Raw genomic sequence first — 13,383 nt, 5'->3', positions numbered from 1 at the left:
AACATGTAGGACGGAGTGACCATGATCGCGTCGGGCTCGAAATCCTCGATGATCTGGATCTGACGCTCGGTCATGCCACCGGACATCGGGACCACGGTGCACCCGAGCCGCTCGGCACCGTAATGCGCACCCAATCCCCCGGTGAACAACCCGTAGCCGTAGGCGACATGAACCACATCACCGGGGTTCACCCCGCCGGCGCGCAGGCTGCGGGCGATCAGGTCCGCCCAGTTGTCCAGATCACGCCGGGTGTAGCCGACAACGGTCGGCCTGCCCGCGGTCCCGGAGGAGGCATGGATTCGGCTGACCTCGTTGCGAGGCACCGCGAACATACCGAACGGGTAGTTGGCTCCTGGTAGTGCAGCAAGTGCTGAAGTCAGCAAATACCAGGGGCGTGTGCCGTCATCGCTCATCGCCGTGCGTTCGTGATGCCCGGCCGCCGAACTCACCGATATGCTGTCTTGAGTCAAGATCTTGGCAGGATCTCGCCGATCGCAGGATTGACGCCACGGCTGGCGAGATCACCTGAGAATGCTCGGTAATGCCGAATTGAGGATGCTTCTGGGATCGCGTGAAGGCGCCTGTCGTGCGGGATCGCGCTACTGGGATCGGGAGGAAACCACCTCCTTGTCACGTGCTGTGATGGCCTGGTAGACGGTGTGGAAGAACAGCACGAAACCGATCGTCAGCAGGATGTGAGCTCCGCCGGACAGGTGCGACAGCAGCTGGTATTCACCGACTCCGAGGATGGTCCGGACGCCGATGAGGGTCATGCACGCCACCATCCAGAGCACCCCGGCGTTGTAGAGGGTGAAGAACCAGCGGTAGGTGCGGGTATTGGATAGGGCGAGTTGGTGTTCGAGTACCAGGACGATCAGGAAGAACAGTGTTCCCAGCGTCAGTAGATGGGTGTGGACCACGGCTAGTTCGGTTTTGCCGGTGAACTGGCGTGTTTTGGTGAGTTCGCGGTAGAGCAGGCCTGAGAGCAAACCCAGTGTGGTGTAGCCGACGGCGGCCCAGTAGAGCTGTTTCATCGAGTCCTCGTTAGCGAAATATGTTGTGGGCGTGCCGATGTCAGGCGGTCTGGGCGGCGGATGCGGGGACGGCGAGCTGCTGGGTCTCGGGTGCCGTGGTTTCGCGAAGGAGCAACAGGCCGGTGACGGCGATCAGCGCCGCGGTCAGGCCGTGGACGCAGAGCGCGGTGGCCGTGGAGCCATGGTGGGCCAGGACGTTGATCATGTCGCCGACCGGGGCAGCGGCGGTCATCAGCACGACCCAGCCCAGGGCGCGGCGCTGGCCGGTCACCAGCAGGACGCCTGTCCCCAGGCCCATCGCGAGCTCGCGGCAGCCTTTCACGATGAGAAAGCCGCTGCCGTCGCCGGCGGGAATGTTCGGCAGCCCGAAGCCTTTGGCGGCGCTCCCGGGGGTCAGGATGAACGAGATCGCGAGGTAGAAGGTGAACAGAACGACGGCGGTGGCCAGGACCGTAGTGAGGGTCTTGCGCGACATGGTTGTGCTCCTGCGAGATTGAGATCTGGTGCCCGGCAAGGCATTCGGCCCTGCCTCGGGGGTATGACCGGCCGGGTCTGCGCGGCCGGGCGTCGAAATCCTCGGTCAGCGATCGGCGCTCAGCATTTCGCCCGCTGTCAGCTCGAGGGTGAGGTGGCAGATCATCGGCCGTGCGGTGAGGTCGAGGCCGTCCTGCATCCGCAGGGTGAGCTCACGCCATTCCGGTGTCGCGAGGGCATTGCCCAGTGCGGTGCCGCTGTCCCAGTCCCCGACGTTGACGAACACCGCCTCGGCCGCTTCGCCGACTGCTTGGAACATCCGGGTTCGACGGAAACCGGCCGCGGCCGCCATGTACTGGGCGCTATCGCGCCAGCGTTGCAGGAACAGGTCCCGCTGTGCGGCAGGGACCGACATCGTGTTGATCACGGTGACCGGGGCGTCGGTGGCAGGGACTCTCGGAGTCGTGGGAACGGTGGGCTTGGCCGTAGACATCATATTGTCAAGTTAAGTGACAATACTTTTAGATGTCAATACTGTTATCTGGCAATCATCTTGGGTTGCTAATGTGGGAGCATGGTGAACCAGCGGTTGGACTCGCGCGCGGTCTTCTTGTTGTCGCAGATCGGTCATCACGTGGCGTACCGGTTCACCGAGCAGCTGGCGCGGTTGGATCTGGACCCGGCTCACTTCGCGGTCCTGGGACACCTGGCGGTAGCGGATGGACGCAGTCAGCAGGAACTAGCGGATCTACTGCGGGTGCACCGCAACGCGATGGTCGGACTCGTCGACGAGCTGGAGACGCGCGCACTTGTCACCCGGCGCCAGCACCCTGTCGACCGTCGCGCGCACGCGGTCCACCTCACCGATCAAGCACGCGAGGCGCTCGCGGCGATTCAATCCGAGGCCGACGCACTGGAAGCGGAAACCCTCGCACCACTCGAGGAGTCCGAGCGAGCGCTGCTCCTTCCGCTGCTCCATCGCATCGCTGCGCACGCCGAACTCCCGGCTGGCATACACCCCGGCCTGCAACGACGGCGCCGTGCACGCCGAGAACCGCAGTGAACGCAGTTCGCCGATGGCTGACTTCAGCACGACCGAGTGAGCGATAATGCCGCTTATCCAGCGATTTTTCGCTGGTCGCAGTCGTCGAAGGCCGCACTAGGCACTCGGTCGTCGATCCCCTGGTGCGGCCTGATCGTGTTGTAGATGACCCGGAATCGGTGCACCTCCATGTCCAGGGCATCCCCATCGGTGATGACACCTCGGAACAAGTGCTCGTATTTCAACGTGCCGAAGAACCGCTCGATCACCCCATTGGTCTGCGGGGACCGAGCCCGGGTGCGGACGTGCCGCAGCAGCGGGTCCGGCCCGTCGAACGCGGTCTTGAACACCTCGCCACGAAAGCAGGGACCGTTGTCCGACACCACGCGATCGGTGCCGGTGTCATGCCCAGCGACTCGCCGGCCGGACCGAGGGCCTCGGCCTGTCCGCGATCGACACGCAGATCGTCGAGTCCGAGGACGCGCTCGGCCTCGGTGACCGCGAGCCGCAGACAAGCCAGCGCGTCGGCGCCGCGAGCGGTCGGAGTCACGGTGATGGCCAGGCAATACTTCGTCGCGTAGTCGATCACCGCGCAGATCCGCCAGATCCCGCCGCCTGTGGTTTCGAATTCGCTGAAGTCGGTTTGCCAGACTCGGTTGCGGTGCGTCGGTGGATCGTGGAACACCCTGCGCCGCAGCATTGCCCACGACTTGCGGTCGGCGCGATACCCGAGCGGCAGCAGCAACCCGCGCCGCCGCAGGGCCCGCTGCACCGTCGAGGTGGAGACCTCGTGGCCGTCGGCACGCATCAATGCCGCGATCTTGCGATGGCCCCATACAGGCCATTCCTCGGCGTATTTGGCCGCGATCGGTTCGCACCGGTCGACCTTCGGTGACGGCCACGGACCATACGGTGGGTCACCCGCACGGAGCCGAGCCAACCGCCTCCGGTAGGTGCGTTCCGGGATGCCGGTCAGACGAGCGAACCTCGAAACCGGCAGTCCCTCTGCCGCTCTCAGGGCTTCGAGGTCAGCGAAGGGACCTGATCCACCAACGCGGCACCGTGCCACACCCGCAACTGCACCGTCGCCTCCGCCAGCGCCAGCGCCAGCTGCTCGTTCTCCATCCGCAACCGCCGCTGCTCCGGCGTGCCCTGCGCCGGACCGGCGGGCACCTCGTCCAGGGCCTTGGTCCCGGCCTCCAGGAACGCCTGCTTCCACTTGCCGACCGATGCCGTACTCACCCCGCGCCGCCGCGCGGCCTCCGCGGCGCTCAGTTCTCCGGACAGCACCGACAACACGACTCGAACCTTGTCCTCGACCGGGATCTTCAACCGCCGTGACCTCGCCACCGGATCGGCTCCTTCCTGGCTCGATGTGCCCGGAGCGTAAACCGAGCAACCCTGCCAAGAAGTGTGACTCGCTAGAATGCATTACCATCGAACACGTGTTCGAGTTCGATCAGGCGCAGGTGCCGCCGCCGCGTGAACGGGCGGCGATTCTGCACGCCGATCTGGACTCCTTCTACGCCTCGGTCGAACAGCGCGACACTCCGCACCTGCGCGGGCAACCGGTGATCGTCGGTGGAGGCGTGGTGCTCGCGGCGAGTTACGAGGCCAAGGCGTACGGAGTGCGGACGCCGATGAACGCCCGGCAGGCCCTGCGGTTGTGTCCGCATGCCATCGTGGTGCCCCCGCGAATGAAGGCCTATTCGCAGGCCAGTCGGGAGGTGTTCGAGATCTTCCGGGACACCACGCCCGAGGTCGAGAGCATCTCGATCGACGAGGCGTTCCTGGATGTGAGTGGGCTGCACCGCATTTCGGGTGCGCCGGTCGACATCGCGGCCACCCTGCGCGCGCGGGTGCGCGCCGAAGTGGGCCTGCCCATCTCGGTCGGGGTGGCCCGCAGCAAATTCCTCGCCAAGGTGGCCAGCGCGGTGTCCAAACCCGACGGACTGCTCCTGGTGGCGCCCGATGCCGAACTCGAGTTCCTGCATCCACTACCGGTCGAACGCCTGTGGGGCGTCGGCGAGGTCACCGCCCGGACGCTGCGTGAGCACGGCATCACCCGGATCGGCCAGCTGGCCGACACCGATCCCACGGACCTGTGCGGCCTGCTCGGCCGCGCGGCCGGTCGTCATCTGCACGCACTGGCCTGGGCGCGCGATCCGCGGCGGGTCGACACCGGCCGGCGCCGCCGCTCGATCGGTGCCCAGCGCGCATTGGGCACCCGCTCGCGCACACCGGACGAGATCGAGGCGTACCTGCACGGACTGGCCGACCGGCTCGGGCATCGGCTGCGCGCGGCCCGGCGCATCTGCCGGACGGTGATCCTGCGCCTGCGATTCGCCGATTTCGGCCGCGCCACCCGCTCACACACCCTGGCCGCCGCCACCGACGACGGCCGGGCCATCCTCGGCGCGGCACGCACGCTGCTGGCCACGGCACAGCCGCTCATCGACGAACGCGGTCTCACACTGATCGGGCTGGCACTGACCAACCTGCAGAACACCGACCCGCGGCAATTGATGCTGCCGCTCGACACCCGCCCCGACACCACATTGGACGCCACCCTCGACGCCCTGCGCGACCGCTTCGGCGCGGGTACGGTCACCCGCGCCGCCCTGCTCGGACGCGGTGAGGGTCTGTCGGTCCCGCTACTGCCCGACTGACCGCGGTGCGGAATTCACCGGGAGCAGTCCGCGCGCGACCAGATCGTCGAACAACAGCTGATCGACCGGTGGTACCTCCGCGCGCTGCCAGGAGCCGAACCACGCCAGTTCGGCGATCTCACTGCTCGGAGCGAGCGTGCCGGCATACTCCGCGCTGTAACAGGCCATGCGCACCGAAATCGCTGCGGCACCGGGCAATTCGGCCTCATAGGTGCCGATGTGCCGAACCGATTCGGGCAGCAGCGCGACGGTCAGCTCCTCATCGATCTCGCGCACGAGCGTTTCGAGATCGGTTTCCGCGCCCTCACGCTTACCGCCCGGGACATAGAACTCGTCCTTACCGCGCGGGCGCGCGCACAGAATCCGCCCGTCCTCGATCAGCACCCACGCCACGGTGTCGATGAGCCGCCGTGCCGGCTGGATCCGCATCCGCTCAGCCTAATGGGTCAGCGCCCGGAGGCGGCAACGATGCACCGGCACGCGGGGCGCCCCCTTTCGGCCGCCGGACGACGCAGCTCACCCGGACACCACTCGGCGCGACCGCCACGCGACGACGTGATAGAACGAACCCAGCTCACCGGTCGGAAAGTGTGGTGCGATGTCGGACAGTGCGCAGCCCCTCGTACGCCCCATGGATCTCATTGCGCGACGCCATCGGGCCGGCACACCCGCCGGCGAACATCGCGACGGCGCCCGGCTGGCGCTGGCGATCGAGGGCGGTGCTGCGCGCGGCGCCTATTCGCACGGTATGGCCATGGGCCTGGAGGAACTCGGAATCCTGCGGTGTTTCGATGCCGTATACGGCGCCTCGGCCGGTGCGCTGAACGGCGCGTGGCTGCTGTGCGGGCGGGCGATCCGGGCCGAGCGGGCCTGGCATTCGGATGTGGTGCGGCGGGTGATCTCACCGCTGCGGGCACTGCGCGGCGGCCGGGTGGTGGATACGCGCTACCTGGTGCACACCGTATACGAGCGCGTCGTCCCGATGGATTTCGCCGCGATTCTCGACAATCCGGTGACCTTCCATCCGATCGGTACCGATATCACCGACGGCAGCGCGGTCGATCTGCGCCCGCACATCACCGACGTCGCATCCCTGCAGCGCGCGCTGCGGGCCACTACGTGCATGCCCGTGCTGGCCGGTCGGCCGGTCACCATGGCCGGTCGTCCCTATGTCGATGCCGGACTGTCGGAGTCGGTGCCGATTCGCACCGCCCGCGCCCAGGGCGCCACCCACATCGTGGTGTTGCGCACCAAACGTGCCGACGAAAAACCCAGCTCGCCTTCGGCATTCGAGCGCCGGGTCGTCGGGCGCGCCCTCGGCCGCTACGGCCGTCCGCTGGCCGAGAGTTGGTCGGTGCGGTCGGCCCAGTTCGCGGCCGACGAGCAACCCACCGCCGCCGATCCGACAATTCTGCAGATCCGCCCGCCGCTGGGAGCGCCGACCGTGGGCCGGGTCGCGCGCGACCCGGCCCTGCTTCTGCAGGCTCTCGATGTCGGCCGGCGCGCGACGGTGGCGGCGCTGGGCCGCCACCTCGACCCGCCGAACCAGTCCGAGACCGGCGACCGTCCGGACAGCATCAGCGTGTAACCCTCGATACATGCACGCGCATGCATGTATTGCTAGGCTGTTGCCCGTGACTCCGAACTCCGAAGACTCCCCCGAGCCGTTCTGGAATCTGGAGACCAGGCTGGCCTCGGCCCTGCTGATCCTCGCCGGATTCGTGGGCGCCGCCGCCTACACCCATTCCGAGGGCTATTTCGTCACGTTCATGACCGGTAACACCGAGCGGGCCGTGATCGGCGGATTCCTCGGTGACCACACCCTCGCCTTCGGCGCGTTCACACTGATCGTGTCGTTTCTGGCGGGCGTGCTGGTGGCATCGCTGTGCCGGCGGCACTGGTGGCGCAATCATCCGCACGGCGCGACCATGCTGGCCACCGCCGCTCTCACCGTGGCCGCCGTCGTCGATTCCGCCGCCTACGAGCGTGAGGCGGACCTGAGCCTGATCCCCATTCTGTTCGTCGCCTTCGCCATGGGTTCGCTGAACACCTCGTTCGTCAAGAACGGTGAGGTGTCGATCCCGGTCACCTATGTGACCGGAACCCTGGTGAAACTCGCTCAGGGTGTGGAGCGGCACCTCGCCGGCGGCACGCACCGCGAATGGCTGGGCTATGCGGTGCAGTGGCTGTCGTTCGTTCTCGGCGCTTTGATCGGCGGACTGGTCAGCCTGGTCGTGGAAGGCGGTGACATGTTGTACGCCGCTGTCATCGCGTCGGCGATCGTGGCCGCCTACACCTGGCGGGCCGACCTGAGCTGGGTTCGGCGCCAGACCCCCCAGGAATGATCGCGGAGGCCCACGCAGTCCGGATGACGGTGCGCCGCTTGCTCATTCGCGCGCTTCGGGGTGCTTGTCCATCGACCGCAGAATCAGCGGCCCAGCGATCGGCGCATCCGAGTACCGGCTGACCGGCTCGCCTCGGTGCGGCCGGGCCGTCACGGAGGTCATGGGCAGGCCGGGCATACTTGCTACATCGGATATCGTCGCCGGCCCGGCCGTCGGCGGCACGGCGACAGGCGTAGGAGCGGCATCGGATGACTCATGACGAGCGCACGCGCAGCGCCGAGGAGCTCGCCGAGGCCGCCGACCTGTATCTCGCACTCGGCCGGATGACCCGGCTGCTGCGTCGTTCGGGTGACATCGGCGCGCTCAGTCCCGGATCGGCGGCGGCGCTGGGCACACTCGTGCGGTGCGGGCCGATGCGCCTGGGCGATCTGGCCGCCACCGAACACGTCACCGCACCGACCATGTCCCGGATCGTCTCCGGTCTGGAGAAGTACGAGTACCTGGAACGCACCCCCGATCCCGCGGACGGTCGCGCTCAGCTGCTGACCGCGACCGAGCCGGCGAAGTCGCTGGTCAACGGGCTCACTTCGGCTCGTATTCAGCGTTTCGCCGATGCGCTCGACGATCTGGGGCCCGAACACCGACGGGCACTGGGCGAAGCCTTGGCGATCCTGATCGAGCGGCTCGACGACTGAGGTACGCCGAAAGACGCTTGACTTGGAGCGCGCTCCAGGTCGTAGCGTCATCGCGGTGAGCACGGCAACGATGCCTCACGATCCAATCCGATGCCACCTTCAGGAGGACGGCTCGCATGAACGCGACCAGGAAACTCGGTGAATTGACCGTCGGCGCACAGGGACTCGGCTGCATGGGCATGAGCCAGGCCTACGGTGTGCGCGACAGCGACGAGGAATCGATCGCCACCATCCATCGCGCTCTCGATCTCGGTGTCACGCTGCTCGACACCGCCGACGTCTACGGCGCCGGAGCGAACGAGGAACTGGTCGGCCGCGCCATCGCCGGGCGGCGCGACGACGTGGTGCTCGCGACGAAGTTCGGCATCGTCTGGGGTGAGGGCGGCTCGATGGGCGCACGCGGCGACGCCGAGTACGTCATCCGATCCTGCGACGAGTCGCTGCGCCGCCTCGGGGTCGACCACATCGACCTCTACTACCAGCACCGGGTCGACCCGAACGTGCCGATCGAGGAGACCTGGGGCGCACTCGCCGACCTGGTCACCGCCGGCAAGGTGCGTCATCTCGGCATCTCCGAGGCCGCCGCCGACACCATCCGCCGCGCGCACGCGGTACATCCGGTGACCGCGCTGCAGAGCGAATGGTCGCTGTGGACCCGCGGCATCGAGGCCGAGGTCGCCCCCGCCTGCCGCGAACTCGGCATCGGTATCGTGCCGTTCTCGCCACTGGGCCGCGGGTTCCTCACCGGCGCGATCACCTCCACCGCCGATCTGCCCGCCGACGACATGCGCCGCGGACTCCCCCGCTTCGCCGACGAGAACATCGACCGCAACCTCGCCGTCGTCGCCGAACTGCGCGCGATGGCCGAGGAGAAGGGTCTGACCGCAGGTCAGCTCGCGCTGGCCTGGGTGCAGGCCCGCGGCGAGGACGTGGTGCCCATTCCGGGGACCAAGCGCCGCACCTACCTGGAGCAGAATGTCGCGGCCGTCGACATCGAGCTCAGCGCGGCGGATCTGGCCCGTATCGACGCCGCGGCGCCGGCGGCGGCCTTCGTCGGGGCCCGATACCCCGAACACCTGGCTCGCGCCGCCGGCAAGTAGGGAAGGGGATCCTCCCGACGCGATGAGCGGGCCGGAATCCGTTCCGGCCCGCTGGTCGTACCGATATCGTTGCGCCCCAGCGCATTTCGGTACGACCGATGTCGGCACGGCCCCGTTGGTTGGTCGGCGGCCGTTCGGAACACCTCCACAGCGCACAAGCCGGGCGGTGGGCTCCGAGGGACTGCGCACGCCTCGAATCCCACCCGATACACCGATGCCGGCACCAGCGACCTCGTGGTTCCGAACGAACCGCCAGCCCTGAATTCTGCCTCGGAAACTCGTTCGGTACAACAGCTTTCGTGGTCACGAACCGATGAATTTCCGGTCGCCGTGCGAGAAGGCGTCCCCGGCAACGCGGCGAGAACGGGTTCGAGCGACGGGGAACACCTCTGATTCCCACTGTGAATTGCCACACCCGCACCATCGGCCACCCGGCCGAGCCGGTACCGGAGGACAGGCGAAAGCTTCACGGCCCCAATCCATCAGGAACCCACGAACGGACCGTCCGGCATCCGGGCAGCCGCAATGCCCACATTGCCGCCCACGCGCTCCGGCCCTACCGTTGGGCAGCACTTGGTTCCAAGAGAAATGGAGTTCTCCCCGTGCCGATCCTCGACGCCGGTTCCGCCGTGCTCAATCTGGCCAATACCGTGACCTCGCTCGCCGCCAACGTCACCTACCTGTTGCAGGCGTGGGGTCTGGCCTGATTCCGACCTGATTCGGAGCCGACGACCCCGCACCGGGTCAGCCGCGCAAGTACTGTTCGAGGTGTCGACGCTCGTCCTGCAATTCCGAGATCGCGCTCTTGACCACGTCACCGATGCTGACGATGCCGACCATCCGGCCTCGCTCCATCACCGGCAGATGGCGGATCCGGTGCTCGGTCATCGTCGCCCGCAGACTCTCCACCCGATCCTGCGGTGAGCAGGTGTGCACGATGGCTGTCATGATCTCCGAGACCGGCCGATCGAGCAACGGAGCACCCTTTCGATGCAGACATCTGACCACATCGCGCTCCGAGACGATCCCGTCCAGCGTTCCGCCGGCACCGCGCACCACCACCGCGCCGACATTGTGCCCGGCGAGCACCGCCAGCAGCCGCGCCACGGTCGCGGTCGGTTCGATCGTGACCACCTCGCCACCCTTGTTGCGTAGAACCTCCGAAATTCGCATTGTGCACCGCCCTGTGCCTGTCGTTGTTTCGCCCTGCCCGGCGACCGCCCACCCCAGGACTACCGCCGACTACCAGGATCTCGCGTTTGCGCGCCATTGACCAGCAAAGATTCCGTCCGGGATGGTCAACCGTGCGATGAAGTCCCCGCGACCGCGCCACGCCCGGCGCGTGGACCGGTGCCGCCCGAGCTGCCACCAGGGCGGCATTCGCCGACGTAACATCCCTTCATGTCCGATGTGAACCGTCCCGCGGCGCTGCGGGTGCTCGTGTACAGCAGCGATGCCGACACTCGTGATCAGGTCATCTCGGCGCTGGGTAAAAACCCGCATCCCGATCTGCCACGGTTCGACTATCAGCAGACCGCGACGGCGCCGGTGGTGATCGAGCAACTCGACACCGGCGGCGTGGACCTGGCCATCCTCGACGGCGAAGCGGCGCCGACCGGTGGGTTGGGCCTGGCCAAACAGCTCAAGGACGAAATCACCGACTGCCCGCCGATCGTCGTGCTGACCGGACGTGCCGATGATGTCTGGCTGGCCGCCTGGTCCCGCGCGGAGGCCGCTGTCGCCCACCCACTGGACCCCTTCGAACTCACCGCGGCCGTCACCGCCGCCCTGGCCCCGCGTCCCGCCGCCTGACCTCGAATTTCCCCTGGCCGGTCGACCTCTGTCGGCCGGCCGTCGCGGCATGTGCGAACCCCCGTCGGCTTCGCCGCGCCGCGCCCGGACGCGGGGCGCCCATTACGTCGTTTCTGTCATAAGTGGTAGTTGCGAATTCGATCAAACACCGGGGCGGAACCGGGAGCATTAATAAAGAGCGGTTGTAGGCTGTGCTGTAGCTCACATGATCGCGGGTCTGGATATGAGTGGCCGCCCTGCCATCCGCCTGTCGCCCGCGCTCCTGGCGAGCTGCGCCCCGGGGTGAGACTGGCCCGGCAGACGACGATGTCAGCCCCGCCTCGGCAATTGCCGGCGAGGGAGAGGGGTTGTGCCGTTGTGAATACCCAGGTGCCGACTCTTGTGCTCGGCGCGATCGCTGCCGCGTTCGCGCTGGGTTCGGTGTTGCTGGCGGCCGTGGTCGGCCCCAAGCGCTACAACCGCGCCAAACTCGAGGCCTACGAGTGTGGTATCGAGCCCACTCCGCACGCCATCGGCGGCGGGCCCGGAAACACTGCTGGACAACGCTTTCCGGTGAAGTACTACCTCACCGCGATGCTGTTCATCATCTTCGACATCGAGATCGTGTTCCTGTATCCGTGGGCGGTGCACTTCGATGCCCTCGGCGTCTTCGGGTTGGCTGCCATGGCGCTGTTCATCTTCAACGTCTCGGTGGCCTATGCCTACGAGTGGAGGCGCGGCGGCCTGAGCTGGGACTGAACGCGACCGGGCACAGCGGCCCGGCACCACACACCCAACCCGTCGTCCCGGCAACAGCCGGGACCGAGGATTCGCACACGGAAGTGAGAGTAGATCCGAGATGGGGCTCGAGGAAAAATTGCCCAGCGGTTTCCTGCTGAGCACGGTCGAACAGTTCGCCGGCTATCTGCGTAAGGGGTCGTTGTGGCCCGCCACGTTCGGGCTGGCCTGCTGCGCGATCGAGATGATGGCCACCGGCGCGGGCCGTTTCGACAGCGCGCGGTTCGGTATGGAGGTGTTCCGCGCCTCGCCCAGACAGGCCGATCTGATGATCGTCGCCGGGCGGGTCAGCCAGAAGATGGCTCCGGTGCTGCGGCAGGTCTACGACCAGATGACCGAGCCGAAATGGGTTCTGGCCATGGGGGTTTGCGCCTCCTCCGGTGGCATGTTCAACAACTACGCGATCGTCCAGGGGGTGGATCATGTGGTGCCGGTGGACATCTACCTGCCCGGCTGCCCGCCCCGGCCCGAGATGCTGCTGCACGCGATCCTGACGCTGCACGACAAGATTCAGCAGATGCCGCTCGGCGTCGATCGCGCCGAGGCGGTGCGTGCCGCCGAGGCCGCCGCCCTCGCCTCCACCCCGACGATCCAGATGAAGGGGCTGCTGCGATGACCGTGGACACACCCAGGAACGCCGGGGATCCTCCCGACAGCGACACATCCGGAAACGACACCGCGGCAACCGGATCCGGCGCCTCGCCGGATCCGGCGCCGCCCACCACCGGCGCCCCCGACGACGAGATCATCGGCGTGCGTCACGGAATGTTCGGCATCCGGGGCACCGGTGACACCTCCGGATACGGCCGGCTCGTGCGCACGGTGGGCATTCCCGGTGGCACCCCGCCGCCGTACGGATCACCGTTCGACGAGGTGGTCGACGCGCTGCGCACCGCGCTGGGCGAACAGGATTTCCGGGCAGCGGTGGAGAAGATCGTCGTCTTCGCGGCGGAACTGACACTGCATGTGCGGCGCGAGCATGTGCTCGCCCTGGCACGAGCCCTGCGCGATGATCCCGCGCTGCGGTTCGAGCTGTGTCTCGGAGTGGACGGCGTGCACTACCCCGACGACACCGGGCGTGAACTGCACGCGGCGTACCACTTGCAGTCGATCACCCACAACCGCCGGGTGCGGATCGAGGTGTCGGTTCCCGACGACGATCCCCATCTGCCGTCGCTGTTCGCGGTGTACCCGACCACCGACTGGCACGAGCGCGAAACCTACGACTTCTTCGGCATCGTCTTCGACGGGCATCCGTCGCTGACCCGGATCATGATGCCCGACGACTGGCGTGGACATCCGCAGCGCAAGGACTACCCGCTCGGCGGGATCCCGGTCGAGTACAAGGGCGCGCGGATACCGCCGCCGGACCAGCGGAGGACATACAGCTGATGAAGGACACCGAAACAACCTCTGCCACAACAAATTCCGATAC

18 protein-coding genes and 1 pseudogene are annotated in these 13,383 nt (G+C 67.2%); 10 read left to right on the top strand and 9 right to left on the bottom strand.

The genetic code is table 11. The features are described from left to right. The 4 genes and pseudogenes from AB0L57_RS21915 to AB0L57_RS21900 all read right to left on the bottom strand — a co-directional run. A pseudogene (locus AB0L57_RS21915) lies at nt 1–347 on the bottom strand (phenylacetate--CoA ligase); the annotation flags it as partial. Nucleotides 348–599: 252 nt separating this feature from the next. After that, nucleotides 600–1,034: a DUF2871 family protein gene (locus tag AB0L57_RS21910; protein WP_364965030.1), complete on the bottom strand. Its 435-nt coding sequence runs from the start codon at nt 1,032–1,034 to the stop codon at nt 600–602. A gap of 40 nt (nt 1,035–1,074) precedes the next feature. Continuing rightward, complete coding sequence (locus tag AB0L57_RS21905) at nt 1,075–1,509, bottom strand: DUF4267 domain-containing protein (protein ID WP_364965027.1); 435 nt, start codon at nt 1,507–1,509, stop codon at nt 1,075–1,077. A 105-nt stretch (nt 1,510–1,614) separates the two neighbouring features. Then, nucleotides 1,615–2,004, bottom strand: coding sequence for an antibiotic biosynthesis monooxygenase family protein (locus AB0L57_RS21900; RefSeq protein WP_364965025.1), 390 nt, complete (start codon nt 2,002–2,004; stop codon nt 1,615–1,617). 78 nt (nt 2,005–2,082) lie between these two features. On the opposite strand from AB0L57_RS21900, the gene AB0L57_RS21895 reads away from it, so the two are divergent. Next, on the top strand, nt 2,083–2,571 hold the full coding sequence (locus AB0L57_RS21895) for a MarR family transcriptional regulator (RefSeq protein WP_364965022.1): 489 nt from the start codon (nt 2,083–2,085) through the stop codon (nt 2,569–2,571). A 53-nt stretch (nt 2,572–2,624) separates the two neighbouring features. On the opposite strand, the gene AB0L57_RS21890 is transcribed toward AB0L57_RS21895, so the two are convergent. The 3 genes from AB0L57_RS21890 to AB0L57_RS21880 form a co-directional block, all read right to left on the bottom strand. Continuing rightward, complete coding sequence (locus tag AB0L57_RS21890; protein WP_364965020.1) at nt 2,625–2,819, bottom strand: integrase core domain-containing protein; 195 nt, start codon at nt 2,817–2,819, stop codon at nt 2,625–2,627. After that, nucleotides 2,816–3,361: a hypothetical protein gene (locus tag AB0L57_RS21885; protein WP_364965017.1), complete on the bottom strand. Its 546-nt coding sequence runs from the start codon at nt 3,359–3,361 to the stop codon at nt 2,816–2,818. The genes AB0L57_RS21890 and AB0L57_RS21885 overlap by 4 nt, the downstream gene beginning before the upstream one ends. Before the next feature lie 203 nt (nt 3,362–3,564). Further along, the gene (locus AB0L57_RS21880; RefSeq protein ID WP_364965014.1) at nt 3,565–3,900 is read right to left on the bottom strand and encodes a transposase; all 336 of its coding nucleotides are present in this window, start codon (nt 3,898–3,900) and stop codon (nt 3,565–3,567) included. A gap of 95 nt (nt 3,901–3,995) precedes the next feature. On the opposite strand from AB0L57_RS21880, the gene dinB reads away from it, so the two are divergent. After that, the gene (dinB, locus tag AB0L57_RS21875; RefSeq protein WP_364965011.1) at nt 3,996–5,219 is read left to right on the top strand and encodes a DNA polymerase IV; all 1,224 of its coding nucleotides are present in this window, start codon (nt 3,996–3,998) and stop codon (nt 5,217–5,219) included. Here dinB and AB0L57_RS21870 read toward each other — a convergent pair. Continuing rightward, the gene (locus AB0L57_RS21870) at nt 5,205–5,648 is read right to left on the bottom strand and encodes an NUDIX domain-containing protein (RefSeq protein WP_364965008.1); all 444 of its coding nucleotides are present in this window, start codon (nt 5,646–5,648) and stop codon (nt 5,205–5,207) included. The two genes, dinB and AB0L57_RS21870, sit on opposite strands and share 15 nt — an antisense overlap. Before the next feature lie 202 nt (nt 5,649–5,850). Between AB0L57_RS21870 and AB0L57_RS21865 the strand changes: the two genes are divergently transcribed. From AB0L57_RS21865 to AB0L57_RS21850, 4 genes are all read left to right on the top strand, one after another. Continuing rightward, nucleotides 5,851–6,807, top strand: coding sequence for a patatin family protein (locus AB0L57_RS21865; RefSeq protein ID WP_364965005.1), 957 nt, complete (start codon nt 5,851–5,853; stop codon nt 6,805–6,807). 46 nt (nt 6,808–6,853) lie between these two features. Beyond that, nucleotides 6,854–7,564, top strand: a complete 711-nt coding sequence (locus tag AB0L57_RS21860; RefSeq protein ID WP_364965003.1) for a YoaK family protein — start codon at nt 6,854–6,856, stop codon at nt 7,562–7,564. A gap of 248 nt (nt 7,565–7,812) precedes the next feature. Further along, nucleotides 7,813–8,259 carry a MarR family transcriptional regulator gene (locus tag AB0L57_RS21855; protein WP_364965000.1) on the top strand — a complete coding sequence of 149 codons (447 nt, stop codon included), beginning with the start codon at nt 7,813–7,815 and terminating at the stop codon, nt 8,257–8,259. Between the two features lie 116 nt (nt 8,260–8,375). Further along, the gene (locus tag AB0L57_RS21850) at nt 8,376–9,359 is read left to right on the top strand and encodes an aldo/keto reductase (RefSeq protein ID WP_364964998.1); all 984 of its coding nucleotides are present in this window, start codon (nt 8,376–8,378) and stop codon (nt 9,357–9,359) included. 744 nt (nt 9,360–10,103) lie between these two features. Here the strand turns inward: AB0L57_RS21850 and AB0L57_RS21845 are convergent. Continuing rightward, on the bottom strand, nt 10,104–10,532 hold the full coding sequence (locus tag AB0L57_RS21845) for a CBS domain-containing protein (RefSeq protein ID WP_364964995.1): 429 nt from the start codon (nt 10,530–10,532) through the stop codon (nt 10,104–10,106). 228 nt (nt 10,533–10,760) lie between these two features. Between AB0L57_RS21845 and AB0L57_RS21840 the strand changes: the two genes are divergently transcribed. The 4 genes from AB0L57_RS21840 to AB0L57_RS21825 all read left to right on the top strand — a co-directional run bounded on the left by AB0L57_RS21840 (nt 10,761) and on the right by AB0L57_RS21825 (nt 13,340). Next, nucleotides 10,761–11,171: a hypothetical protein gene (locus tag AB0L57_RS21840; protein ID WP_364964992.1), complete on the top strand. Its 411-nt coding sequence runs from the start codon at nt 10,761–10,763 to the stop codon at nt 11,169–11,171. Between the two features lie 357 nt (nt 11,172–11,528). Beyond that, the gene (locus AB0L57_RS21835; protein WP_364964989.1) at nt 11,529–11,909 is read left to right on the top strand and encodes an NADH-quinone oxidoreductase subunit A; all 381 of its coding nucleotides are present in this window, start codon (nt 11,529–11,531) and stop codon (nt 11,907–11,909) included. Between the two features lie 100 nt (nt 11,910–12,009). Next, nucleotides 12,010–12,564, top strand: a complete 555-nt coding sequence (locus AB0L57_RS21830) for an NADH-quinone oxidoreductase subunit B family protein (protein ID WP_364964987.1) — start codon at nt 12,010–12,012, stop codon at nt 12,562–12,564. Continuing rightward, nucleotides 12,561–13,340 (top strand): NADH-quinone oxidoreductase subunit C, encoded by a 780-nt coding sequence (locus AB0L57_RS21825; protein ID WP_364964984.1) that lies wholly within the window; start codon nt 12,561–12,563, stop codon nt 13,338–13,340. The genes AB0L57_RS21830 and AB0L57_RS21825 overlap by 4 nt, the downstream gene beginning before the upstream one ends. The last annotated feature ends 43 nt before the right edge of the window (nt 13,341–13,383 follow it).

It is taken from the genome of Nocardia sp. NPDC052254 (genome assembly GCF_040679495.1).
Classification (GTDB): Bacteria; Actinomycetota; Actinomycetes; order Mycobacteriales; family Mycobacteriaceae; genus Nocardia.
The sequence above is the reverse complement of the archived record's forward strand: the minus strand, read 5'-3'. Positions and strand labels throughout refer to the sequence as shown.